Annotated in this window: 25 protein-coding genes and 3 tRNA genes; 13 read left to right on the forward strand and 15 right to left on the reverse strand. The window is 59.3% G+C overall.

The genetic code is table 11. The features are described 5' to 3' along the window. Positions 1-9 precede the first annotated feature (9 nt). The 4 genes from ACR0D9_RS00730 to ACR0D9_RS00745 all read left to right on the forward strand — a co-directional run bounded on the left by ACR0D9_RS00730 (position 10) and on the right by ACR0D9_RS00745 (position 4,485). Positions 10-1,059: a quaternary amine ABC transporter ATP-binding protein gene (locus ACR0D9_RS00730; RefSeq protein ID WP_480537400.1), complete on the forward strand. Its 1,050-nt coding sequence runs from the start codon at positions 10-12 to the stop codon at positions 1,057-1,059. After that, on the forward strand, positions 1,056-3,122 hold the full coding sequence (locus ACR0D9_RS00735) for an ABC transporter permease (RefSeq protein ID WP_480537401.1): 2,067 nt from the start codon (positions 1,056-1,058) through the stop codon (positions 3,120-3,122). Before ACR0D9_RS00730 ends, ACR0D9_RS00735 begins: the two co-directional genes overlap by 4 nt. Before the next feature lie 105 nt (positions 3,123-3,227). Beyond that, positions 3,228-3,893, forward strand: coding sequence for an NnrU family protein (locus ACR0D9_RS00740; protein WP_480537402.1), 666 nt, complete (start codon positions 3,228-3,230; stop codon positions 3,891-3,893). 70 nt (positions 3,894-3,963) lie between these two features. Then, positions 3,964-4,485, forward strand: coding sequence for a DUF2478 domain-containing protein (locus ACR0D9_RS00745; protein WP_480537403.1), 522 nt, complete (start codon positions 3,964-3,966; stop codon positions 4,483-4,485). Between the two features lie 80 nt (positions 4,486-4,565). On the opposite strand, the gene ACR0D9_RS00750 is transcribed toward ACR0D9_RS00745, so the two are convergent. Together ACR0D9_RS00750 and ACR0D9_RS00755 are read right to left on the reverse strand one after the other, a co-directional pair. Then, positions 4,566-5,240, reverse strand: a complete 675-nt coding sequence (locus ACR0D9_RS00750; protein WP_480486331.1) for a hypothetical protein — start codon at positions 5,238-5,240, stop codon at positions 4,566-4,568. Positions 5,241-5,391: 151 nt separating this feature from the next. Further along, positions 5,392-5,475, reverse strand: a tRNA-Tyr gene (locus ACR0D9_RS00755). Between the two features lie 116 nt (positions 5,476-5,591). Between ACR0D9_RS00755 and rlmB the strand changes: the two genes are divergently transcribed. The 4 genes from rlmB to ACR0D9_RS00775 all read left to right on the forward strand — a co-directional run bounded on the left by rlmB (position 5,592) and on the right by ACR0D9_RS00775 (position 7,883). Next, positions 5,592-6,362 (forward strand): 23S rRNA (guanosine(2251)-2'-O)-methyltransferase RlmB, encoded by a 771-nt coding sequence (gene rlmB, locus ACR0D9_RS00760; RefSeq protein ID WP_480486329.1) that lies wholly within the window; start codon positions 5,592-5,594, stop codon positions 6,360-6,362. A 15-nt stretch (positions 6,363-6,377) separates the two neighbouring features. After that, a complete protein-coding gene (locus tag ACR0D9_RS00765; RefSeq protein ID WP_267363344.1) occupies positions 6,378-6,659 on the forward strand; it encodes a hypothetical protein in 282 nt (93 codons plus the stop codon). Between the two features lie 98 nt (positions 6,660-6,757). Beyond that, positions 6,758-7,216, forward strand: coding sequence for a YHS domain-containing (seleno)protein (locus tag ACR0D9_RS00770; protein WP_480492722.1), 459 nt, complete (start codon positions 6,758-6,760; stop codon positions 7,214-7,216). Between the two features lie 196 nt (positions 7,217-7,412). Beyond that, positions 7,413-7,883, forward strand: coding sequence for a CoA-binding protein (locus ACR0D9_RS00775; RefSeq protein WP_480481910.1), 471 nt, complete (start codon positions 7,413-7,415; stop codon positions 7,881-7,883). Here ACR0D9_RS00775 and ACR0D9_RS00780 read toward each other — a convergent pair. From ACR0D9_RS00780 to hisF, 3 genes are all read right to left on the reverse strand, one after another. Then, positions 7,880-8,452 (reverse strand): hypothetical protein, encoded by a 573-nt coding sequence (locus ACR0D9_RS00780; protein WP_480481908.1) that lies wholly within the window; start codon positions 8,450-8,452, stop codon positions 7,880-7,882. The two genes, ACR0D9_RS00775 and ACR0D9_RS00780, sit on opposite strands and share 4 nt — an antisense overlap. Positions 8,453-8,521: 69 nt before the next feature. Next, a complete protein-coding gene (locus ACR0D9_RS00785) occupies positions 8,522-8,839 on the reverse strand; it encodes a phosphoribosyl-ATP diphosphatase (RefSeq protein ID WP_480481906.1) in 318 nt (105 codons plus the stop codon). Continuing rightward, positions 8,836-9,597, reverse strand: coding sequence for an imidazole glycerol phosphate synthase subunit HisF (gene hisF, locus ACR0D9_RS00790; protein ID WP_209504552.1), 762 nt, complete (start codon positions 9,595-9,597; stop codon positions 8,836-8,838). The genes ACR0D9_RS00785 and hisF overlap by 4 nt, the downstream gene beginning before the upstream one ends. Before the next feature lie 117 nt (positions 9,598-9,714). Between hisF and ACR0D9_RS00795 the strand changes: the two genes are divergently transcribed. Further along, positions 9,715-10,161 (forward strand): DUF302 domain-containing protein, encoded by a 447-nt coding sequence (locus ACR0D9_RS00795; RefSeq protein ID WP_480537404.1) that lies wholly within the window; start codon positions 9,715-9,717, stop codon positions 10,159-10,161. Positions 10,162-10,165: 4 nt separating this feature from the next. Here ACR0D9_RS00795 and hisA read toward each other — a convergent pair whose 3' ends face one another. Continuing rightward, entirely contained in the window at positions 10,166-10,885 is a 720-nt protein-coding gene (gene hisA, locus ACR0D9_RS00800; protein ID WP_480537405.1) for a 1-(5-phosphoribosyl)-5-[(5-phosphoribosylamino)methylideneamino]imidazole-4-carboxamide isomerase, read from the reverse strand. A 134-nt stretch (positions 10,886-11,019) separates the two neighbouring features. On the opposite strand from hisA, the gene ACR0D9_RS00805 reads away from it, so the two are divergent. Next, a complete protein-coding gene (locus ACR0D9_RS00805) occupies positions 11,020-11,421 on the forward strand; it encodes a DUF2147 domain-containing protein (RefSeq protein ID WP_480481901.1) in 402 nt (133 codons plus the stop codon). A 3-nt stretch (positions 11,422-11,424) separates the two neighbouring features. Here the strand turns inward: ACR0D9_RS00805 and hisH are convergent, their stop codons facing one another. Together hisH and hisB are read right to left on the reverse strand one after the other, a co-directional pair. Further along, positions 11,425-12,063: an imidazole glycerol phosphate synthase subunit HisH gene (hisH, locus tag ACR0D9_RS00810; protein ID WP_480537406.1), complete on the reverse strand. Its 639-nt coding sequence runs from the start codon at positions 12,061-12,063 to the stop codon at positions 11,425-11,427. Then, on the reverse strand, positions 12,064-12,651 hold the full coding sequence (gene hisB / locus ACR0D9_RS00815; RefSeq protein ID WP_480537407.1) for an imidazoleglycerol-phosphate dehydratase HisB: 588 nt from the start codon (positions 12,649-12,651) through the stop codon (positions 12,064-12,066). Between the two features lie 154 nt (positions 12,652-12,805). Here hisB and ACR0D9_RS00820 point away from each other — a divergent pair, with 154 nt between their 5' ends. After that, on the forward strand, positions 12,806-13,045 hold the full coding sequence (locus tag ACR0D9_RS00820; RefSeq protein WP_480482339.1) for an Lrp/AsnC family transcriptional regulator: 240 nt from the start codon (positions 12,806-12,808) through the stop codon (positions 13,043-13,045). Here the strand turns inward: ACR0D9_RS00820 and ACR0D9_RS00825 are convergent. From ACR0D9_RS00825 to ACR0D9_RS00835, 3 genes are all read right to left on the reverse strand, one after another. Beyond that, complete coding sequence (locus ACR0D9_RS00825) at positions 13,042-13,908, reverse strand: GNAT family N-acetyltransferase (RefSeq protein ID WP_480486312.1); 867 nt, start codon at positions 13,906-13,908, stop codon at positions 13,042-13,044. The two genes, ACR0D9_RS00820 and ACR0D9_RS00825, sit on opposite strands and share 4 nt — an antisense overlap. Positions 13,909-13,993: 85 nt before the next feature. After that, a tRNA-Gly gene (locus ACR0D9_RS00830) sits at positions 13,994-14,068 on the reverse strand. 33 nt (positions 14,069-14,101) lie between these two features. After that, a tRNA-Gly gene (locus tag ACR0D9_RS00835) sits at positions 14,102-14,176 on the reverse strand. A 150-nt stretch (positions 14,177-14,326) separates the two neighbouring features. On the opposite strand from ACR0D9_RS00835, the gene ACR0D9_RS00840 reads away from it, so the two are divergent. Further along, positions 14,327-14,479, forward strand: a complete 153-nt coding sequence (locus tag ACR0D9_RS00840) for a hypothetical protein (protein WP_267363306.1) — start codon at positions 14,327-14,329, stop codon at positions 14,477-14,479. A 15-nt stretch (positions 14,480-14,494) separates the two neighbouring features. On the opposite strand, the gene ACR0D9_RS00845 is transcribed toward ACR0D9_RS00840, so the two are convergent. From ACR0D9_RS00845 to ACR0D9_RS00860, 4 genes are all read right to left on the reverse strand, one after another. Beyond that, a complete protein-coding gene (locus ACR0D9_RS00845; protein WP_209597811.1) occupies positions 14,495-14,878 on the reverse strand; it encodes an MAPEG family protein in 384 nt (127 codons plus the stop codon). A 78-nt stretch (positions 14,879-14,956) separates the two neighbouring features. Continuing rightward, positions 14,957-18,394: a pyruvate carboxylase gene (locus ACR0D9_RS00850; RefSeq protein ID WP_480486311.1), complete on the reverse strand. Its 3,438-nt coding sequence runs from the start codon at positions 18,392-18,394 to the stop codon at positions 14,957-14,959. Positions 18,395-18,548: 154 nt separating this feature from the next. Further along, a complete protein-coding gene (locus ACR0D9_RS00855; RefSeq protein WP_480537408.1) occupies positions 18,549-19,676 on the reverse strand; it encodes an alpha-hydroxy acid oxidase in 1,128 nt (375 codons plus the stop codon). A 39-nt stretch (positions 19,677-19,715) separates the two neighbouring features. After that, complete coding sequence (locus ACR0D9_RS00860; RefSeq protein WP_480537409.1) at positions 19,716-21,491, reverse strand: sensor domain-containing diguanylate cyclase; 1,776 nt, start codon at positions 21,489-21,491, stop codon at positions 19,716-19,718. A 180-nt stretch (positions 21,492-21,671) separates the two neighbouring features. Between ACR0D9_RS00860 and ACR0D9_RS00865 the strand changes: the two genes are divergently transcribed. Then, a complete protein-coding gene (locus ACR0D9_RS00865) occupies positions 21,672-24,317 on the forward strand; it encodes an ATP-dependent helicase (RefSeq protein WP_480537410.1) in 2,646 nt (881 codons plus the stop codon). The last annotated feature ends 4 nt before the right edge of the window (positions 24,318-24,321 follow it).

Consider the following 24,321-nt stretch of genomic DNA (forward strand, 5'->3'; position numbering starts at 1 on the left):
CCCGCGTAAGTGACGGACACGACCATGCCAGCCATCGCCTGCCGGAGTCTCTGGCAGGTGTTTGGCCCCGGCGCTGACAAAGCCCTGACCGACGCGCTGTCTCGGTCAGGGAATGACGCAGACACGGCTGCCGCCGCCCTTCGGGAACAGGGGCTGATTCCCGCAGTTCAGGATGCCAATTTCGAAGTTCAGGAGGGCGAGCTTTTCGTCATCATGGGCCTGTCGGGCTCGGGCAAATCCACGCTGATCCGCTGCATCTCGCAGCTGCTGCCCGGCACGGGCGGCGAGATTCGGGTGGACGGCGAAAATGTCATCGGAGCCTCGAAGAAGGCGCTGACAGAGTTGCGCCGCAAAAAACTGGGCATGGTGTTCCAGCATTTCGGCCTGTTCCCGCATATGACCGTTTCCGAAAACGTGGCCTATCCGCTGCGCGTGCAGGGTGTGGGCAAGAAGGAACGGCTGGCGCGCGCACAGGAGGTGATCTCACTGGTCGGTCTGGAAGGGCGCGAAGACAGCTTTCCGCGCCAGCTTTCAGGTGGCCAGCGCCAGCGTGTGGGCATTGCCCGCAGCCTCGCCGTAAATCCCGATATCTGGTTTCTGGATGAACCGTTCTCGGCCCTCGACCCATTGATCCGCCGCCAGTTGCAGGATGAATTCCTGCGCATTCAGGCGACGCTGAAGAAATCCATCGTCTTTATCACCCATGACATTCAAGAGGCGCTGAAGCTGGCCGACCGCATTGCAATCATGCGCGACGGCAAGATTGTTCAGATCGGAACGCCCACAGATATCGTGTTGCGCCCGGTGGATGATTACGTGCGCGAATTCTCGAAGGATGTCGCCAAAGGTCAGCACGCCAAAGTCGCCTCGGTGATGCGGAGCAAGGCGGAATGTGGCCCGGATGATCCCGGCCTCACCACCTCGATGACGCTGGACGCAGCCCTTGCGCATTGCATGGAGCTGTATGAACCCGTGCCCGTGCGGGATGAGGCGGGCAATGTCGTTGGCACGGTGCATCCGTCCGATCTGGCCGCAGCTCTTCAGGTGGACGAGACATGACCGCCATAACCGACCTCCCGACACGGCGCAGCGCGCAGTTGACGGCAGGTGCGAAGGCCGCCCTGATAACGGTTATCGTCGGTGCAGTTTGCCTCGCGCTCGAGGGTATCGCCCCGTGGCTGGTCAAGTGGCCCGCCGCGTGGGAACTGCCTGCAACCCAATGGGTTGGCGCGTTTCTGGACTGGTTTCTGAACCTGATCAAACCGGCAATGCGGCTGTTTTCGGACCTGATGACCCACCCAATGAACTGGGCGAATTTCGTGCTGGGCAAAACGCCATGGCCCATTCTGATCGGGATCGTGACCGCGTTGGGCTGGTATCTGGGCGGCTTGTCCATGGCCGCACTTGGCTTTCTGGGCCTGAGCTTTGTTTTGGCCTCGGGCTATTGGGCCGAAAGCATGAATACGCTGGCGCTTGTCGCCGTGTCTGTCCCTGTGGCGCTGGTCATTGGGGGCGCCATCGGCATCCTCGCCAACGAAGTGCCAAAGGTGAAATCCTTTGTGCAGGCCGTGCTGGACATCATGCAGACGGTGCCAACCTTTGCCTATCTGACACCGCTGCTGCTGCTGTTTGGATTTGGTCCTGTTGTTGGTCTGATTGCTTCGGCCATCTATGCCGCACCGCCAATGGCGCGCAATGTGATGCTGGGATTGGAACGGGTAGAGCCCGAGATCAAAGAGGCGGCCATCATGTCCGGCGGCACTCGGTTCCAGCAACTGTTCCAGGTCGAAATCCCTGCCGCCACCACTCAGATCATGGTCGGTGTGAACCAATGCCTGATGGCTGCTCTGTCGATGGTTATCATCGCCGCCGTCATCGGCGGGTTCAACGATATCGGCTGGGAGGTTCTGCTGACCATGCGCAAGGCGCAGTTCGGCGAGTCGCTGATGGCGGGTCTGGTTATCGTGGTCTTTGCCGTGGTGATCGACCGGATGAGCGGCACTTTGGCGACCGAGCGTAAACGCTATGACAGCCGTGTTGTCTGGGCGATGCTGGGTTTTGCTGTTGTCTTCACGGCGGCCTTCTGGGCGTGGTTGCCAAACCCTGCGGAGCTGACCCTGCTGGACCCGATGGCCGAAGCCGTGGACAGCGGCCTGACCGCGTTCACGCAGGCCAACGGCCAGTGGCTGGACGCCCTCAAGAACAACTCATTGTTCTATGTACTGCTACCGCTTCGGATCGGGCTGGATCAGGCGGTGCTGCCCTTCACATGGGGTTTCCAGTGGACGTCGAGCATGAGCTATGGCCTGTTCGCGGCCGGTGCCGGGATTGCGCTGTTGATGGCGTGGCGCGGGCGGCTGACTGGCGGGCTGGTCGTTCTGATCTTGATCGGAATGCTGGAAACCGGTATCGCGAACCTGCCGTGGCCCTTTGTCCTGACTGGCGCTGCCGCGCTGGGCTGGGTTGCCGGGGGCTGGCGTCTGGCCGCGCTCTGCGTGGGGCTGCTCTGCACCATCCTCGTCTCGGGCCTGTGGGAAAGGGCGCTGCTGTCGCTTTATCTCAGCGGTGCAGCGGTGTTTACCTGCGCTTTGGCGGGTGGGCTGATCGGCCTTGCCAGCGCGGTATGGCAGCCTGTGTGGAACGTGGTTCGCCCGATCTGTGACATGTTGCAGACGATCCCCCTTTTCGTGTTCCTGATCCCGGTGCTGATGGTGTTCCAGATTGGCGAGTTCTCGGCCTTTCTGGCCATCTGTGCCTATGCGATTGTCCCGATGATCCGCTACACGCGGCACGGGCTGGTCAATACACCGGATGAGATGATGGAGGCCGCAATTTCAAGCGGCGCGACCGAGTGGCAGATCATGCGCGATGTGAGGGCGCCTTATGCGGCCCCGACCATCCTGCTGGGGCTGAACCAGACCATCCTTTACGCCTTTGCCATGCTGGTCATCGCGGCACTGATCGGGACCACCGGTCTGGGCCAGTCGATATATCTGGCGCTGGGTCAGGCGGATGTGGGGCTTGGTATTTCGGCCGGGGCCGCGATGGCGATTCTGGCACTGATTGCCGACCGCATCGTGCAGGGCTTTGCCGAAGAACGCCGCGCGGCGCTTGGGCTGTAATACAGGCAGGGGCGGCGTATCCGCCCCTGTGACCCAACTTGATTTCGGGCAAGGAGGTCGCCGTCCCCCCACTATAGACCGACCCCAACACGTTTGGAGAATATCATGACCGGTTGGGGACTATTTCTTGCAGCACTCATCGTTTTCCTGCTCAGCCATGCAATTCCTGTACGGCCCACCGTGCGGGGATGGCTGATCGGCACGCTCGGGCGCCGGGGGTATTTCGCGGCCTATTCACTTCTGTCGCTGGCCGTGCTGGCCTGGCTGATTGTCGCCGCTGCAAACGCCCCCTATGTCGAGGTCATTCCGCCGTTCGCAGTCTTGCGCTGGGTGCCAATACTGATCATGCCTGTGGTGTGCTGGCTGGCTGTGGCCGGGCTTGCGATCCAGAACCCGTTTTCTTTTGGTGGGATGGGCAAAAGGCCTTTTGACCCCGAACACCCCGGTATTCTGCGCACCACTCGCCACCCGATCCTAGCCGCGCTGCTGTTGTGGTCCTTGGCGCATCTTCTGGCCAATGGAAGCCTGTCACATGTGACCCTGTTCGGCCTGTTTGCCGGATTTTCTGTTATGGGCATGGCCCTGATCGACAGGCGTAAATCGCGTGAGATTGGCTTTGAATGGGTCCGGTTGTCGCGAAATACGGCGCGGTTCTCACTGCGCTTTCCGCGTCCATGGCCACGCCCTTGGATCTGGCTAACCGCACTGGCCGCTTATGCGGTTCTTCTTCACCTGCACGCACCTGTGATCGGTCTGTCGCCGCTGCCTTGACTGGGGGAGTGGTCGGGCAGCACCTTGCGTGCTATTTGAAACGTCACAATCGATTTACAAGAGGTCCAAGATGCATCTGGCCTATGTCACCACCACCGACCGCGGCGCGACGGATCGCCTGCTCAGCGCTGTTGCTGAACGTCTGCTGGCGTCTGGCGCGAAACTGGCCGGTGTCGTGCAAACGAACACGGAATGTACCGACAGCAGCAAGTGCGACATGGATGTCCGCGTGTTGCCGGATGGTGAAACCATCCGAATCTCACAATCACTGGGCACCCAGTCGCGCGGCTGCCGTCTGGACCCGGCAGCGCTGGAACAGGCGGTGGGATATGTGACCGCCTCTCTTGCGAACGCACCGGACCTGCTGATTATCAACAAATTCGGCAAACATGAATCCGATGGGCGCGGTTTTCGCCCCGTAATCGGCGAAGCACTGGCGCTGGATATTCCGGTGCTGGTCGGCGTGAACGGGCTGAACGAGGAGAAATTCCAGACCTTCGCGGATGGGTCTGCTCAAGCCCTCCCTGCGGATCTGGATGCAATCGAGGCGTGGTTCAACAAGGTCTCGGAACTGTGTCCGGCGGCGGAATAGAACCTTCCAAACGATTGGTTAAGAGATAAAAAAAGGCGCTGACCACCAATCAGCGCCGCTATTATTAGTGTTGGGTGCAATTAGGTTGTCTTAAGCCTGCGGTACCCGAACAGGCCCAGAACGGCCCCGATCAAAAGCAGTCCGCTTGCCGGCAGGGGGACCGGCGCGACGACTAGATTGTCTACGTGAAACTCGCCGCAATATTGCTGACACCAAGCCGTGTCTGGCGTGGTCACGAACTGGTGTTTAAGTGATGTCGGAACGTTGTAGGTCACCAGTAGCGAGTCAATTGCCGTAAAGGCGCCGGAAAAACTCAGCGTTGTCCATGCCATTGGCCCGAAGGTCTGATTGGCCACAACCGTGCCATTCAATAAGCCGGAAAAGGTTAGCGTTGGGAAGATTGTGGCCCCACCAGTCAGCCATTGATAGTATTCAGGCGTTCCGTGAACCGGTGCTGGTCCAGCCCCAGTTGTGTAAGCTCGCGACCAGCCTTGCAAATCAACAGTCTGTACGGTGAATTTGCCGCCATTGACAGGCTTAATAGTGGTTGAGAGTACCCCGCTATCATCGTGGAAATTAATGAAATTACCGAAGTTGTAAACGGATGCGTAATCAAACGTAAATCCTTGGCTGGTTGCTTGGTGTGTTGTCGGCCCAGATACCGGATCGTTCGGGAAGTCGATATCAAATGTAATAGTCAGCGCATTCGCTGCGCCCGCGACACAAACGGCAAGCGCCACCAAAAACAGTCTCATAACAAATCCCTCGCAAATACGTGAACAGACTAGCGGGCGATGCCCGGTTACGCAACTTTTACGAGTCTTTGCAGCCGTTATTGTGCGAATACGAGCAAATGAGAAAGCGCGGGCAATGCGTTCTGGCCATCTTTGAATTCTACGGGAAAGATGGTGGGCGACCCTGGAATCGAACCAGGCGTGCGTCTCCGCGAGGGAGTTACAGTCCCCTGCCACACCTTGCGGCCTGTCGCCCACTGTCAGGCGTTGCACCTGACGTGGAGGCGTGATTACTAGCGCACCAAAGGAGCGTCAACAGGAAAATTTCCCTTTGGCGCAGGAAACCGAATTCCCGGCCCGGAGGCCCGTAAAATGAAGAAACCCAAATGGGTCGTCGAAAAGGAACAGGCGCGCAAAGCTGCTGCTGCGGAAACAGTCTGGCTGTTTGGCCTGCACGCGGTTCGCGATGCGCTGATGAACCCTAAACGGCAAAAACTACGCCTGATGGTGACGCGGAATGCGTGTGACAAACTGGCGGAAGCTATTGAATTTGCGGGGATCGAGGCCGAGATGGTCGACCCGCGCAAGTTTTCTGCGCCCATCGATGCTGGATCCGTGCATCAGGGCGCAGCGCTGGAGGTCAAGCCGTTGGAATGGGGCAGTCTGGCAGATAACTGCATCGGTCGCGAAAACCCTCGCGTCATTCTGCTGGACCGGGTCACCGACCCGCACAATGTCGGGGCGATTCTGCGCTCGGCCGAAGTTCTGGGGGCCAGTGCTGTGATCGGCACACGCCACCATTCCGCGCCCGAGACCGGGGCACTGGCAAAAACCGCCAGCGGTGCGCTTGAGCGGCAGCCTTATCTGCGGGTGCGCAACCTTGCGGACGCGATTGTCGAGCTTCAGGGCATGGGCTTTCTGGTCCTTGGGCTGGACGGAGAAGCCGACATGACAATCGAAGGTGCGCTAAGCGATGGCCGTGACCGCCCTGTCGCGCTTGTGCTGGGCGCGGAGGGTCCGGGCCTGCGGCAGAAGACAAAGGAAACCGTGGATCAGTTGGTTAAAATTGACGCAGCCGGGGGATTTGGTTCGCTGAACGTCTCAAATGCTGCGGCAATCGCCTTATATGCATCGCGACCCTGAGCAAAGGAGAGCGTCATTCCCGGTCCTGCCAAAATCGCGACCTGCTGCTATTGCGGCACCCGGGCTGCCTTGATCCTGAAAGGCAAGGAACGGCACGAGCTTAGCTGCTCCAGCTGTGGAGCGCCGCTGCACAACCTGAAGATGCTGCCCGCGCGGAAAGTACACAAACCCGAACCGCTGCGCGTAGCTGTGTCTCATGCTGCCCCTCGGAAAGCAAAGCGCAAAAAGAGGAAGAAGACCATGCTTGCGCGCGTGTTCGACGAAGCATGGGACGTGATCGAAGACATCTTTGACTAAGTTTCAACTGGCGAACACTCGTTCACATCCGCGTCAACAGGGGTTCCGAAAAACGCGAAAAGTTGCATCTTGATGGTCTTGAATGTGCAGATTCCCATATGACGATGCTGAACCGACGTACTTTTATGAGCTCGCTGAGCACTGTATTGCTGGCTCCTGCCGTGTTTGCGCAGGACAATCCCGTGTATTACGCCACTGACGGTGTGGCGTTGGCGGGGTATGATCCCGTGTCCTATTTTGACAGCGACGCGCCTTCAAAAGGGGCACCCGAAAACGCGGTCATGTGGAAGGGCGCCCGGTGGCATTTCAAATCGCAGGCAAATCGCGAGCTCTTTGAAGGCAACCCGCGCGCATTTGCGCCGCAGTTCGGTGGTTATTGCTCGTACGGGATGGCGATGGGTGTGTTGAAAAGCACGGATCCGAATACGTGGCAGGTGGTCGATGGGCGTCTTTACCTGACGCATTCACCCGCGGTCGAGGAAATCTGGCAGCAGAATCAAACAGGATACATTGCGATGGCAGAAGAAAACTGGCCCGCAATTCTCTATGGGGAGTAGGCAGGGTTCAGCTAATTGTGAAAAGTCATCACAAAAATGCGCCACCCCTCTTTTTTTTAACGGATCCATGCTTAAATGTCACAGTGACCGCGGAACGGAACTGCCGCGGGTCATTTCACTGTCCCTCGTTCCAACAACTGGCGCCCAAGCTTTCTTGGGCGCTTTTTTCTTTTTGGAACCCTGTTAAGGATAGGGCATGCCAGACTATTCCGATCAGTACCTTAAGGCTATTTTGCAACGCACCAAGACGGTGGCCGTTGTCGGCGTTTCCATGAACCCTGTGCGACCCAGCTATTACGTGGCGCGCTATTTGTCGCTGAAAGGGTTCAAGGTGATTCCCGTCAATCCGGGCCACGCGGGCAAAGACCTGTTTGGTCAGACGGTTCGCGGCAGCCTGTCAGAGATCTCCGAGCCTGTAGACATGGTGGACATTTTCCGGCGGTCCGAGGCCGTGCCACCCATTGTAGATGAGGCGCTGGAGGCTTTCCCGTCGCTCGGTACGATCTGGATGCAGATTGGCGTGGAACACCCTGAAGCGGCGGTAAAGGCTCAGGCCCGTGGCGTGGATGTGGTGATGAACCGTTGCCCAAAGATCGAATATCAGCGCCTGTTTGGCGAATTGCGCATGGGCGGATTTTCGACGGGGATCATCTCGTCCAAGCTTTAGGGTTTGGCGGGGACGTAAGGTTTCAGACGGGCGACCTGTTCCTTCCGCCGCTTTTCCAGCACCACGTCGCGCGGAACCCAGTCATACCGGGTATCCTCGACCAGCGGAGACCAGAACAACACGCCGCCATAACGCCACGGGTCCAATACGACACCGTCATACAGCGTCGCACCTTTACCGCTGATGATTGCGGTGCTGTGGTCGATCCGCGTCGGGTTGTCCGCGTTTGCAATGGCACGGTGCAGCTCCAGTGTCCGGAAGTTTTCCTGTTTCAGCCGCCGCTCGATATCCTCGGCCCAATGCCAGCACAGCCCACGCGGGCGCAGCCCCTTGTTGACCTTCATGTTATGGATCAGGGGCGGGTCTGTGATCTGGTATTCCTCGACCAGCTGAGCGGTATAGGCGTAAGCAATTCCCGCTGCGCGTCGGGCCTCCTCAGGGTCGATATCCGGGCCAAGGCCCTGAATCTCCGTGGCGAGCCGCTGCACCTCATCCCCGGTCGAGCGCGGCGGCGCGGCGCAGCCAGCGACGATGGCAAGGGTTGCCACAAGCATCAAAATTCGGATCATAACGCGCCTTCGCCCTGACAGTCTGGCATCCGAGTATAACGGCCCAGGAGCCAGTGCGGAACCCGGACGTTACCCTTTGGGGCGGGCAGCTTTTTCGGCGATACCGCTGGTGCCCTGACGGCGGTCCAGCTCGGCCAGAACATCATCCAGCGCCACGTCCCGCGCGGCCAGCATGACCAGAAGGTGATACAACACGTCCGCCGCTTCCGAGGTCAGCTTAACCTGATCCCCTTTTACGGCTTCGATGATGGCCTCTATGGCCTCTTCACCGAATTTCTCGGCGCATTTCTCAGGGCCTTTCGCAAGCAGCTTGGCCGTCCAGCTGCTTTCGGGATCAGCCCCCTTGCGTGCCTCGATCGTGGCGGCCAGATCGTGCAAGATGCTCATGTCAGCCTCATGGGGATGCCAGCGGCGGCCATATGTTCCTTGGCCTCGCGGATGGTGTATTCGCCGAAATGGAAAATCGATGCCGCCAACACGGCGCTTGCACCGCCCTTGGTGACGCCCTCGACCAGATGGTCCAAAGTACCAACACCGCCCGAGGCGATCACGGGCACATCCACCGCGTCGGAAATGGCGCGGGTCAGCGGCAGGTTGAACCCGGATTTGGTGCCGTCGCGGTCCATCGAGGTCAGCAGGATTTCACCGGCCCCCTTGGAGACCACGGTTCTTGCAAAGGCAACCGCGTCAATGCCGGTGGGTTTGCGCCCACCATGGGTAAAGATCTCCCACTTGCCGGGGCTGACGGTCTTGGCGTCGATGGCGCAGACAATGCACTGACTGCCGAACTGATCTGCCGCTTCGGCAATCACATCCGGATTGGCAACCGCGGCCGAGTTGAAGCTGACCTTGTCCGCCCCCGCCAGCAGCAAGGCGCGCACATCGTCTTTTGTTCGCACCCCACCGCCCACGGTCAGTGGCACGAAACACTGTTCCGCCGTACGCTGCACCACATCGAACATGGTGCCGCGATTCTCATGGGTCGCGTGAATGTCGAGAAAGCAGATCTCGTCCGCTCCGGCAGCATCATAGGCCTTGGCCGATTCCACCGGGTCGCCCGCATCGCGCAGGCCCACGAAATTTACGCCTTTGACCACTCGGCCATCGGCAACATCAAGGCAGGGAATGATCCGGGTTTTCAGCATAGGATATCCTTTATGGGCGTACCTCTAGCGGCAAAGCCCTGCCGATGCCAGACTTGTGATTGTGAGAGGTCTCAATTCTGTGAAAACTGGGGTGAATTTCACAGAAGGAATATCGATATGCGTAGACTGATACTGGCTTGTGTTTTTTCAATCGGAGGCGCGCTGACCGCAATGGCAGATGATCTGATCAAGGTTCAAACCGACAAATCCGTGGCCGAGGCGCTGGACGCGCTGGAAGCCGTCGTCGGAAATGCAGGCGCAACCGTGTTTGCCCGCATCGACCACGCGGCCGGGGCGGAAAAGATCGGTACGTCCATTCCTGCCAATCAGGTGCTGATCTTCGGCAACCCGGCGCTGGGTACGCCAGCCATGCAGATCGACCCGCGCGCCGGGCTGTTTCTGCCTCTCAAGGTGCAGGCGTACGAAGACTCCAATGGCCAAGTCTGGCTGATCTATGAAGACCCGAAAGAGACATTGGACGACCTGAACGATGTCGACAAATCACCGGTCATCGAAAAGATGCGCGGTGCACTGGCCAAGCTGACCGCCGCAGCCGCGCAATAACCGATCACGACAGGGCGCGGATGGCCTCGGCCAGGTCAATTGCGCCATCATAAAGCGCCCGGCCTGAAATCGCGCCGTTCAGCGCAACGCCGCAATCGCGAAGGGCGATCAGGTCGTCCAGCGAACTGACACCGCCCGAGGCGATCACAGGGATGGAAACGGCCTGTGCCAGGGCTGCGGTCGCTTCGATGTTCGGGCCCTGCATGGCACCGTCTCGGTTGATGTCAGTGTAGATGATTGCGGCCACGCCCGCGTCTTCGAAACTACGGGCCAGATCGGTGACCTGAACATTGGTCTCTTCGGCCCAGCCCTTGGTGGCCACCATGCCATTGCGTGCGTCTATGCCGACGGCGACCTTGCCGGGAAAGGCTTTGGCTGCTTCGCGCACCAGACCGGGGTTTTCGACAGCGACAGTGCCCAAGATGACCCGCGCAAGCCCCTTTTCGATCCATGTTTCGATCGTGGCCATGTCGCGGATGCCACCACCCAGTTGCGCAGGCACCTTGCACGCTTTCAGAATTGCCTCAACCGGTGCTGCGTTGACCGGCTCGCCTGCGAATGCGCCGTTCAGGTCGACCAGATGCAGCCATTCGCACCCCACCTCGACAAAGGCACGGGCCTGAGCGGCCGGGTCTTCGTTGAACACGGTGGCCTTGTCCATTTCACCACGCAGCAGGCGTACGGCCTGGCCGTCTTTAAGGTCGATGGCGGGGTAGAGGATCATGTCAGGCGGCCCTATATCACTGTTACACGCGCGGGATATCGCACAAGCAGGGCAGGGGATGCAACGCGACGCTGGGTCATTCTTGCCCGCCGCCCATTAGCGGGTCAGACTGCCCACAAAACAGGGAGAAAATCATGAAGACTTTTACTCTTTCAGCGGGCCTGATGCTGCTTGCTACAGCTGCATTTGCGGACGATCCGGTTGACGGCCTGTGGAAAACCGCGCCGGGCGACACGGGTGGCTATCTGCATGTGACGATTTCCGAATGCGGCAGTGCGATCTGCGGCACCATCGACAGCGCGTTCGACGCGGATGGCAACCAGCAGCTGGAATATGAGAACCTTGGCAAAAAGATCATCTGGGACATGGTCCCCGAAGGGGGCGGCAGCTATGACAGCGGTAAGATCTGGGCCCCCGACCGGGACAAAACCTACAACTCGAAAATGTCTCTGGACGGCCAGAATGCGCTGACCGTCAAGGGCTGTGTGGCGGGCGGCCTGATCTGCCGCGGGCAAACCTGGACGCGGGTTCAGTAAGCCTCAGGGCTTCCAGGTCAGGAAGTTGCCCAGCATACGCAGGCCAACATCCTGGCTTTTCTCGGGGTGAAACTGCATCCCAACCATCGTGTCGCGGCCAATCACGGCCGTGACGTCCTGCCCGTATTCCACATAAGCCAATCGCTGCGCCGGGTCGGACACGCGAAAATGGTAGGAATGGACGAAATAGGTGTGATCGCCTGATTTCACCCCGGCAAAGATCGGGTGATCGCTTTCCAGAACCAGATCGTTCCAGCCCATATGCGGCACTTTCAAAGCGGCATCTGACGGTTCGATTCGAACAACATCGCCTGCCACCCAGCCCAGACCATCGGTCTCGGTGTATTCATGGCCTTTGGTTGCCATCAGTTGCATGCCAACGCAGATGCCCAGAAAAGGGCGGCCCTTCTGTTCGACCGCTTCGACCATCGCGTCATAAATACCCTTGTGGCCGCGCAGCTCGGCAGCACAGGCCGGGAAGGCACCATCACCGGGCAGAACCAGTCGGTCCGCACGCGCAACTACATCCGCGTCCGAGGTGACAACAACGTCACCTGCGCCGACCTCTTGCGCCATGCGCTGAAACGCCTTTTCCGCTGAATGCAGATTGCCGCTTTCGTAATCAATTATGGCTGTGAGCATTTACAACGCGCCCTTGGTCGACGGAATCGCATCCGCTTTGCGCGGATCGGTCTCAACCGCATCCCTCAACGCGCGTGCAACGGCCTTGAACGCGGCCTCGGCGATGTGGTGACTGTTGAAGCCGTGCAACTGGTCGATATGCAGGGTGATGCCGCCATGGGTGCTGAGCGCCTGAAAAAACTCGCGCACCAGTTCTGTGTCGAACGTACCGATCTTTTGCGTCGGCAGATCGACATTCCAGATCAGGAACGGGCGGCCCGACAGGTCCAGCGCACAGCGCACTTGCGCGTCATCCATCGGCAGATGGCATTCGCCATAGCGCCGGATACCCTTCTTGTCGCCCAGGGCCTGTGTCAAAGCCTGACCCAGCGCGATGCCGGTATCCTCGACCGTGTGGTGATCGTCGATGTGATAGTCGCCCTTGGCGCGGATTGTCATATCGATCAACGAGTGGCGCGCCAGCTGGTCCAGCATATGGTCAAAGAACCCGACGCCGGTCTGATTGTCATATGTACTGGTGCCATCCAGATTGACCGAGACCGAAATTTCGGTTTCGGCAGTCTTGCGGCTGATCGAAGCGGTGCGCATGGGCAAATTCCTTTTGCTACAGGCGCGCTTATAGACGGGGTGGGGTGGGTTGATCCAGACCATGCGTTGCAATCGCTGCAAACTGTTGCAAGGGATTGCACCCGGCCCGGCACCATGTCAGCTTGCAGACAACATGAACCAACAGGGCCAAGCCATGTCCACCTGCGTATTCATCCAGATCCGCTGCAAACCCGGCACCACCTACAAGGTCGCCGAGGAAATCGCCCTGCGCGAAATACACTCAGAGCTTTATTCTACCAGCGGTGAGTTTGATCTGATGCTCAAGCTCTACATCCCCGAAACCGAGGATGTGGGCCATTTCATCAACGAACACTTGCTGGTGATTCCCAATATCGAACGCTCGCTGACGACGATGACGTTCAAGGCGTTTTAACCCAGTTCAAAGGTGGTCACGCCATAGATGCGGGACAGGTCGATATCCGGCTGATCGCCGGAATACATCCGGGCGGTTTCGAACACTTTCGTAAGACCCAGCGCATCCGCCAAAGCAAAAGCAGCCGCGTTGGGCTGTGGCATGTCGATGAAAACCGCTTGGTCGCTGGCTGTTGCTGATACGGCAGTCAAAAGACTGGCAAGCAGGCCCCGTGCGACACCGGCGTCATCTGCGAAAAGCGGCCCGATCTTGTACCCTGTCTTACACGGTCTCAAGGTGGCATATCCCCTGATCTGCTCCTCCACTGTACACACCCGTGAGATATGATTCGGCGCACTCAGCCAACCTGTTAGAAACGCGTCGCGCTGCGCAGGGAAGAGTTGCCGGTCATAGGCGAACAGCTCCGGCGATGGCTGACTGAGCGGGCTGATTGATGCGTCATCGCTCTGCCCTAGAGTGTCGAGAATGCCTCTGACAGTGCCGGTGAAGCGGTAATTGTTATAGGCAAAGGTGAAACCAGACTTGCGGTAATTGTGTTGCTGATCAACGACCCCGTCGAGCCCGATATTGCGCCCGGTTCGTTGCGCCAAAGCCTGATGCCAGATTTTCAGCCCGTAACCCGACCCCCGAAATTCCGGACGTACAATATAAAATCCCAGAAACGAAAACGCATCACCATAGTCCACCACAGACACTGATGCGATCATCTCATCGTCCAGAAACCCGCCCAGAAACCCGTTGGGGTCGGTGCCGTAGAAACAGGCGGCGTCGTGGTGGCCGGGGTTCCAGCCCTCTTGGCCTGCCCAGTCGACAGCGGTCTGCATTTCATCCGCAGTCAGGGGGCGAATGACATAGTCGGACATAAGCATTTCCCGTGCGTGATTGAAACCATAGCCACAATGGCGCAATGCCAACGAAAGAACCATATGTTTGGGAAAACTTGGTATCTGGAGCGGGCGAGGCGATTCGAACGCCCGACCCTAACCTTGGCAAGGTTATGCTCTACCCCTGAGCTACGCCCGCATCAGATACATATATGGTCCGAAGACCTCTCAATGGAGCGGGCGAGGCGATTCGAACGCCCGACCCTAACCTTGGCAAGGTTATGCTCTACCCCTGAGCTACGCCCGCGCCGTTGAGTGAGGAGGGATGTATAAATTCCCACGCGGGGCTGCAAGCGGAAAAACACAAAAAGCGGGAAAAATCTTTTCGACGGAATCCGGCCCGTGACCCGTTCAACCCGTAACTCAAATCAACAAAACACAGGCAGGAGGTGCCGTCATGATATCCGTTGCAGACCTGAAGATCGTGATGCTTGCCGCGATGATTCTGATCGGCGCTACCATCCTGAAACCGGACCGGCATGAACATGACCGGTTCATACCGGTTCTGCTGGGTGCACCGCAGATCGAAACAACCGTTCTGGCAGGGTAACACCCGCCAGACGGCCTAAAGCGCCAGAATCAGGTTTGCCAAGGCCGCGCCCAGAATGGCGAGGAAGGTCAGGCTCATGCCGGCCTGCCGCAGGATGACGATCTGTGGCGTCCGTCCAAATCCGTACGCGTGCAAAAGACGCCCCGCCAGCAACATCAGCCCCAGCAGATGGACCAATATTCCGGCCGCGCCTTGCAACTCGACCATAGCAATCAGCAGCAGGGAAATCGGGGCGTATTCGGCGCAGTTCGAGTGTGTCCGTATCGCCTTGATCATCAGCTTGCTGCCGCCGTCCCCGACTGAGATTTTGTCGCTGCGTCGTTGCAGGATCACTTTGACGCTGAGTGCGACGTAGAGAATTGCGATCAGGGCCGCATAGATCGGGGTGATTGCAAGCATAATGGGTCTCCGCTCAATCATAGAAAAAGGCCGTGCGGTCTCCCACACGGCCTGATGAACATTAGGTTGTTTTCCGACTTATTCCAGTTCGATCAGAAGGTCCTTTGCGTCAATCTGGCCGCCGGGCTGGATATGCACGGCTTTGACGGTCGCATCACGCTCGGCATGGATGCCGGTTTCCATCTTCATCGCCTCGATGGTCAGCAGCATGTCACCTTCCTTGACCTGCTGGCCTGCGGTCACGGCAACCGTGGCCACAACACCCGGCATCGGCGCCCCGACATGATCGGGGTTGCCGACCTCGGCCTTGGGGCGCGCCTGAGTGGTTGATGTGACCATCCGGTTCGGCACCCGGATCACACGCGGCTGGCCGTTGAGTTCGAAGAACACTTTGACCTCGCCCTTTTCATCCGTTTCGCCAATGGCCTGACACCGGATTTCCAGCGTCTTGCCGGGGTCGATTTCGGCCGTGATCTCTTCGCCGGGCTCCATGCCGTAGAAGAAGGTGCGCGTGGGAAGAGTGCGGACCGGGCCATAAATCCGGTGACGGCCCATGTAATCCAGAAACACCTTGGGATACATCAGGTACCCGTTCAGATCCTCGTCATCGACCTCTTTGCCTTCCAACTGCTTGGACAGCTCGGCGCGGGTGGCCTCAAGATCGACGGCAGGCACGTCCTTGCCGGGGCGCTGGGTATTGGGGGCCTCGTCTTTCAGCACCTTCTTGATGATGGTGTTCGGGAATCCGCCCGGAGGCTGACCCAGATTGCCGCGCATCATGTCGACGACCGAGTCGGGGAAGGCCACATCTGTCGCCGGATCCTCGACCTGCTCGCGGGTCAGCCCCTGACTGACCATCATCAGGGCCATGTCGCCAACAACCTTCGACGAGGGCGTCACCTTTACGATATCGCCGAACATCTGGTTCACATCGGCGTACATCTGCGCGACCTCGTGCCAGCGCTCTTCCAGACCCAGGCTGCGCGCCTGCGCCTTGAGGTTGGTGAACTGACCACCCGGCATTTCGTGCAGATACACCTCGGACGCCGGGGCCTGCAGGCTTGATTCGAAGGCCGCATATTGACCGCGCACAGCCTCGAAGTAATCGCTGATCTCGCGGATCGCCTTGATGTCCAGCCCGGTGTCACGGTCGGTATGGCGCAGTGCCTCGACCACAGTGCCCAGCGTTGCCTGGGACGTGTTGCCGCTGAAGCTGTCCATCGCGCAATCCACCGCGTCCACGCCCGCCTCAGAGGCGGCAAGGATGGTCGCGCTGGCGATACCGGCCGTGTCATGGGTGTGGAAGTGGATCGGCAACCCAACTTCTTCCTTCAGCGCCCGGATCAGAATCTTGGCCGAGGCAGGTTTCAGCAGGCCCGCCATATCCTTCAGACCCAGAACATGCGCGCCTGCGTCGCGCAACTCCTTGGCCATTCCGACATAGTATTTCAGGTTATACTTGGCGCGGTCAGGGTCCAGAATATCGCCGGTATAACAAACGGTGCCCTCGCAGATCTTGCCGCTGTCGATAACAGCATCCATCGCAACGCGCATGTTCTCGACCCAGTTCAGCGAGTCGAAGACGCGGAAGACGTCGATGTTTTTCGACGCCTGGCGCACGAATTCCTGCACCACGTTGTCGGGATAATTGGTGTAACCAACCCCGTTTGCGCCCCGCAGCAGCATCTGTGTCATCAGGTTCGGCATCGCCTCGCGCAGATCGCGCAGACGCTGCCAGGGGCATTCCTGCAGGAACCGGTAGGCCACGTCGAACGTCGCACCGCCCCAGCACTCTACCGAGAACAGCTGCGGCAGGTTCGCGGCATAGGTTGGCGCCACCTTGATCATGTCGATCGACCGCATCCGGGTCGCCAACAGCGACTGGTGCCCGTCGCGCATGGTGGTGTCGGTGATCAGCAGCTGCCGCTGCGCTTTCATCCAGTCCGCCACGGCCTGCGGGCCTTTCTGCTCCAGCAGGTTGCGCGTGCCCATCCGCGGCTCGGCCTTCTGCGCGGGGGGCTTGGCGACTTTCAGGTCGGCGCGCGGCTCGGGGCGGTCCTTGGTTTCGGGATGACCATTCACCGTGATATCGGCGATATAGGTCAGAACCTTGGTGCCCCGGTCGCGGCGGCGCTTGAAGGCAAACAGATCCGGCGTCGTGTCGATGAATTTGGTGGTGTATTCATTCGACAGGAAGGTTGGGTGCTTCAGCAGGTTGATAACGAAATCGATATTGGTGCTGACGCCGCGAATACGGAACTCGCGCAGGGCGCGGTCCATCCGGCTGATCGCCTTCTCGGGCGTCGGCGCCCAGGCGGTGACCTTTGTCAGCAGCGAGTCGTAGTACCGCGTAATGACACCGCCCGCATAGGCCGTGCCGCCATCCAGACGAATGCCCATGCCCGTGGCCGAGCGATAAGCGGTGATCCGGCCATAATCGGGGATGAAGTTGTTCTGCGGGTCTTCTGTGGTGATCCGTGTTTGCAGCGCGTGACCGTTCAGATGCACCTCGGCCTGGCTGGCGGCGCCGGTGGCTTCGGCCAACGTTTTGCCCTCGGCGATCAGGATCTGCGCCTGAACGATGTCGATGCCGGTGACCTCTTCGGTGACCGTGTGTTCGACCTGTACGCGGGGGTTTACCTCGATGAAGTAGAACTTGCCCGTCTCCATATCCATCAGGAACTCGACAGTGCCCGCGCATTCGTAATTCACATGGGCGCAGATCTTGCGGCCCAGTTCGCAAATCTCGGCGCGCTGTTCTTCGCTCAGGTAAGGGGCAGGGGCGCGTTCGACGACCTTCTGGTTCCGGCGCTGGACCGAACAGTCGCGTTCATAAAGGTGATAAATCTCACCATGCTTGTCGCCCAGAATCTGCACCTCGACATGGCGGGCACGGGTGATCATCTTTTCCAGATAGCCTTCGCCATTGCCAAAAGCGGCCTCAGCCTCGCGGCGGCCTTCCAGAACCTTTTCTTCCAGTTCATCCTCCGATTGGATCGGGCGCATCCCGCGCCCGCCGCCACCCCAGGACGCCTTGAGCATCAGCGGGTATCCGATCTCGGCGGCCTCCCTGCGGATCGCGTCCATGTCATCACCCAGGACCTCGGTGGCTGGAATGACAGGCACACCGGCCGCGATGGCCACGCGCCGCGCGCTGGCCTTGTCACCCAATGCGCGCATGGTCTCGGCCCGGGGGCCGATGAAGGTGATGCCGTTCTTGACACAGGCATCCACGAAATCGGGGTTTTCAGACAGCAGGCCATAGCCCGGATGGATCGCGTCCGCGCCGCAATGCTTGGCCACGCGGATGATCTCGTCAATCGACAGATACGCCGCGACCGGACCCATGCCCTCGCCAATCTGATAGGCCTCATCCGCCTTGAACCGGTGCAGGCCCAGTTTGTCTTCTTCAGCGTAAACAGCGACGGTGCGTTTGCCCATCTCGTTTGCTGCGCGCATGACGCGGATGGCAATCTCGCCGCGATTGGCGATCAGGATCTTGTTGAAGTCTGTCATATCAGGTCCCGGTCTTTGGTGTTTGGGCGTCTTATTGGGCGGAGAATACGCACAGGTACATCCGTTCTTCTGGGTAGAACCGGCATGTTATCGCTCGCAAACGCCCTTTGGCCTCGGCACACTTATAGGGATGCCGCGTTGCAGCATCAATAATTTAGCGTTTCGTCTCAAACTGACATAGATCGGCCAGTCCCATCTGACCCATATTCGCGTGCAGATCCTGCCTCAGGATATCGATCACATGCGCAGGGCCTTTAGCGCCAAGTGCCGCAAGACCGTACAAAAAAGCACGCCCCAGCATGACAAAATCCGCGCCCAGCGACAGCGCACGCAGGATATCCAGCCCGCCTTCGACACCGCTGTCGAAAATCAGCGGCAGGCGGGTCGCGCTCCGGATTGCGGGAAGAACCTCGACGCTGGCCGGGGCTGCATCGAACTGTCGGCCCCCGTGATTCGACACCCACAGGGCGTCCACACCCACCTGTTCCAGCCTGTCCGCATCCTCGGGGCGCAGGATGCCTTTCACGACAAACGACCCATCCCAATGATCGCGCAGCCATTTGACGTAATCCAGATCCGGCGAAGTCCGCAGCAGGTATCCGACATGGGCCGTCGGCGGCAGATCGCCAGGGTCATCGATATATTTGTCCAGAGTGCGCATGTGCGGAACACCGCTGCGCAGCATACCCAAAGCCCAGGCGGGTCTTTGAGCGATCTGTACCAGCAGGCGCGGTGTCAGTTTCGGTGGCTGCCGCAGGCCCGAGCGCGTCTGCCGCTCCCTGCGCGATGCCACCGGGACGTCAGCGGTCAGAACCAGAGTTCGAAATCCCGCCCCGCGCGCCCGGTTCAGCATGTCCATGCGAATTTCTGGGTCCCTTGGCGGATACAGCTGGAACCACGCGGTCTCGCCCAGATAGGGGGCCAGGTCTTCGGGGCTCTGACTGGCCACCGTCGATAGCGAATAGGGAATGCCTGCCTTGGCGGCGGCCTGTGCCAGCAACCGCTCCGCATCGGGCCAAACCAGGCCGGACATCCCGATCGGTGCAATACCGAAGGGCAAAGGACAGGTGCCGCCCAAGATTTTCACCGACGTATCGAATTCAAGGTCCCCATGCAGGATCGAGGGGCTCAGACGGACATCATCCAGCGCCTTTCGATTGCGATGCCGCGTCGTTTCAATCCCGGTGCCACTGTCGATATATTCCCACACGAAGTGCGGCAGCCGACGGCGTGCGCGGCGTTTCAGATCGGGAATACCGGGATAGGTGCTGTGCAGGTCCATAAGGATTGATCCGGCCTGCGGGGCGATTCGGCAAGGTTTTCAAGCGGCTTCCGGCGATGGGCGTTTACCCGTTGCGGGAACGCGCCTGGCCTGCTCCAGCGCCCCGGCGGCGACGTGAACCTGATTGCGCCCCTTGTCCTTGGCGACATACAGCGCATCATCCGCGGCTCGCATCAGATCCTGCGGCATGGTGCCGTGGGCGGGGTAATGCGCGACCCCGACCGAGATTGTGATACGGGGCAGGGCCTTTTCGCCATAGCGGACAATGACCGCCTCGACCGACTGGCGCAACTGCTCGGCCCGGGTCATGGCATCTTCGGGGCTGTTGTCGGGCAGGATCAGCATGAATTCCTCACCGCCGATGCGGCAGGCGATCTCGTCCCGGTCGCAGCCCTGTTCCAGCGCCGCGCCGACCGCGCGCAACACCATGTCTCCGGCGTCATGACCATGCGTGTCGTTGAATTTCTTGAAGTGATCGACGTCCACGGCAATCAGGCTCAGCGCGGCGCCGGTCTGCTGGCTGCGGCTGATGGCCTTGCGCAATGTCTCAGTCATGTGGCGGCGGTTGAACAGCCCGGTCAGCGGGTCGCGCACCGATTGGTCATGCAGCTGATCGCGCATACGGACATTGGCGATTGCCATGCTGATCTGTTCGGCGCACAGCTGCGCCAGCTTGCGGCTTTTATGGAAACAGGCCTCTCGCCCCTCAGCCGCGCGGAGATGCAACAGACCAACGGTTTCTCCGTGGGCCAGAATGGGAAAACAGAAATAGGGCCGCCCGTCATGCGGTTCGGCATGTTCGCAGACAAAATCGATCTCAGAGGCACCGAACTCATAAGTCCGGCCGCGCCTCAAACCCCAGCATCCTTCCGGATGGATATGAGATTTATGCGTTCCCCCGTTCCAGCTGGCACACCCGTCCAGCACATCGCGCGAGTTGGAATAGACGTACACGCTCCCCTCGGCCTCGGGCAGGATATGGGTCATAAAGCGCGCGACCATGTCGAAAAGCTCATCCAGTGAGCGGCTTGATTGCAGCCACTCGTTCAACTCGCCCAGCAGGCGTACCTCACGCGCCAGGCGAAGCTGCTCTCCCATCAGTTCGCGTTCTTTCACGGCGCGCTTGTGTAGATCACGCATCTGACGGCGGTTGGTGCGGTGGACAATCAGGATGACCGTGGCCAGCGCCAGCAACGCGACGCTGCTCAGCAACGCCAGCGACAGACGCACGCGCGTGATGAACAGGGTTCTGAGATTGGTGATGTCCGAATAAAACTCGATAGCGCCAAGGAAAACGCCGTCTTTGATGATCGGTGTATAAACCTCGGCCACATGTCGGGTGTTTGGGCCCACATGTCTGGCTGGGTCATTGTCGATCGAGTCAACCTCTGCCGCGGGTTTTTCCGCGTGATTGTAATAAATGCTTCCGGCGGCGACGACCGACTGGAAGTACGGTTTTGTATTCGCCGCCCCGACATCGCTGGCACGGGTCGACCAGAACACCTGACCGGACGCATCAAACAGTTTGAACCGGTAGATGTCCGAGGTTTCGGGCAGCAGCATCAGGAATTCCGCGTCATGCTCGTGCAGCTCATGGTACCGAAACGTTGCTTCCAGATTGTCCAGATGGCTTTCGACCTGACGGCTTAGCTGCATGGCGTCTTTTCGCAAATCCGATTCCAACATGCGGTCCACAACCGGGGCAGGGGCCGCATAGATGCCCCATCCTGCTGCCGCTGTCAGCGCGATCAGAATCAGGGTAACGCCCACAAGTTTCAGCCGTGACGACCCGCCCGTCAGTTCCTTCGCTTCCATCTGTTCCACTCCCGCAGCAATGGGGCCAGCATCCGGGCCAGGACTTGACAGAGGGTTAACAGCCCCACAGGGCAGCGGCATCTTTGTTTAGAATTGAATGCAAAAAGACGTCAAAAATCCTTGCGAACAAGCCGTGAACAAACTCTTTCCCTCGGCCTCTATCCGGCGTAGTTTGGGGTCATGAGCAGTTTTGACGAAATGGACGCCTTCGAAGGCGCATCGCTGTCGGCGCGGGCTATGGCCGTGCGCCCTTCGCCCTATCTGGATGAGCTGAACCCGGCGCAACGTGACGCGGTCGAACATCTGGACGGCCCGGTTCTGATGTTGGCCGGGGCGGGGACCGGCAAGACCAAGGCGCTGACGGCCCGGATTGCGCATCTACTCAACACAGCGCGCGCGCGCCCGAACGAGATACTGTCGGTGACCTTCACCAACAAGGCCGCGCGCGAGATGAAGGAACGAGTAGGCCGCCTGCTTGGCGAGCCCGCCGAGGGGATGCCATGGCTGGGCACCTTCCATTCCATTTGCGTCAAACTGCTGCGCCGCCACGCGGAACTGGTCGATCTGAAATCGAACTTCACCATTCTGGACAGCGACGACCAGCTGCGCCTGCTCAAGCAATTGGTTCGCGCCGCCAATATCGATGACAAACGCTGGCCCGCGCGTATGCTGGCGGGGATCATCGATGATTGGAAAAACCGTGCGCTGACGCCCGACAAGGTACCAGCGGCGGATGCCGGGGCCTATAACAACAAGGGCATCGAACTTTATGCCCAGTACCAGACCCGCCTGCGCGAGCTGAATGCGGTGGATTTTGGCGACCTGCTGCTGCACATGGTCACGATTTTCCAGACCCACCCGGATGTTCTGGAACAATACCAGCGCTGGTTCCGCTACATCCTTGTGGACGAGTATCAGGACACCAACGTCGCCCAGTACCTGTGGCTGCGCCTGCTGGCCGGGGGGCACAAGAACATCTGCTGCGTGGGTGATGACGACCAATCAATCTATGGCTGGCGCGGGGCCGAGGTCGGCAACATCCTGCGGTTCGAAAAGGACTTTCCCGGTGCCTATGTGGTGCGGCTGGAGCAGAACTACCGCTCGACCCCGCATATTCTGGCGGCAGCTTCCAACGTCATTCGGGGGAACGAAAGCCGTTTAGGTAAAGAGCTATGGACGGCTGCAAAAAATGGAGAGAAGGTCAGCCTGATCGGTCATTGGGACGGTGAAGAGGAAGCTCGCTGGATTGGCGAGAAGATCGAGGACCTTGCTAACGGAAGTTCACCTTTTGCTAAACGAAGGCAAAACTCTCGATCAGAACAAATGATGAGAGAAGTGGAGCGTCTCGACGAATTGGGCGCACTACGAGAGCTTAATAGCAGAGAGCAAGTTCTTGATCAGTTGAAGGAGCATAAGAGCTTCTTTGCGGAAGATGGCTTTTGGGCGGAAGAAAGTAACCAAGACCTCGTTTGGGAATTGACAATGAGGCAACAAGAAGGGCTTTCGTTGGAAGCTACTTTCCAAAAGTTTGATCTCAACGAAATTGCCATCCTCGTCCGCGCCTCGCACCAGATGCGCGCGTTCGAGGACCGGTTCCTGACCATCGGTCTGCCCTACAAGGTGATCGGCGGCCCGCGTTTCTACGAGCGGATGGAGATCCGCGATGCCATGGCCTATTTCCGGCTGGTGACCAGCCCCGAGGATGATCTGGCGTTCGAGCGGATCGTGAATACGCCGAAACGCGGATTGGGCGACAAGGCGCAGCAGACCATTCAGATTGTGGCGCGTGAGAACGGCGTGTCTCTGGTCGAAGGTGCGCGGATCGCGGTTGAGAATGGCATGATCAAGGGCAAGGGCGGCAAGGCTCTTAAACAATTGATTGATGATATAGCTCGATGGCGGCGCGAGATGCTCGGCCCAGCCAAGATTGTCCAAGAGCCACATGATGAGTTGATAGAAGGGGAAATGCCCATTTTCGTTGGGCGCACCGTGTACGGTAAGCCAGAGCTGTCTCACATTGAACTGGCCCAGATCATCCTCGACGAATCCGGCTACACGGCCCATTGGCAGAACGACAAGACCCCCGAAGCGCCGGGGCGTCTGGAAAACCTCAAGGAACTGGTCAACCAACTGGACAATTTCGAAAACCTGCAAGGGTTTCTGGAACATGTCAGCCTGGTCATGGACAATGAACAGGACGGTGACGGGGCCAAGGTCTCGATCATGACCCTGCACGCGGCCAAGGGGCTGGAGTTTCCCGTCGTCTTCCTGCCGGGGTGGGAAGACGGGCTGTTCCCCTCGCAACGGTCGATGGACGAAACCGGCCTCAAGGGGCTCGAGGAAGAACGCCGTCTGGCCTATGTCGGTATCACCCGCGCCGAAGAGGTTTGTACGATTTCCTTCGCCGCCAACCGGCGGGTATTCGGGCAATGGCAGAACTCGATGCCGTCACGGTTCATTGACGAGTTGCCCGAGGACCATGTCGAGGTGCTGACACCTCCGGGCCTTTATGGCGGTGGGCATCAGACGGCAGGCATAGAAACCCGCGCGGCCGAAGCCAACGTCTATAACTCGCCGGGTTGGAGACGGTTGCAGGCGCGGCAGGGCCAATATGGCATGTCGCAACCCCGCGAAAGCCGCAACACGGTGATCGACGCCACCGCACTGGCCAGTTTCACGCTGGGCGAACGGGTGTTTCACCAGAAATTCGGCTACGGCGCGGTGATCGGGATAGAAGGTGACAAGGTCGAGGTCGATTTCGACAAGGCGGGCATCAAGAAAGTGGTCTCGCGTTTTCTGACCAACAAGGATGACGTCCCGTTCTGAGGCG

The sequence above is a fragment of the Ruegeria sp. AK11 genome (assembly GCF_056541095.1).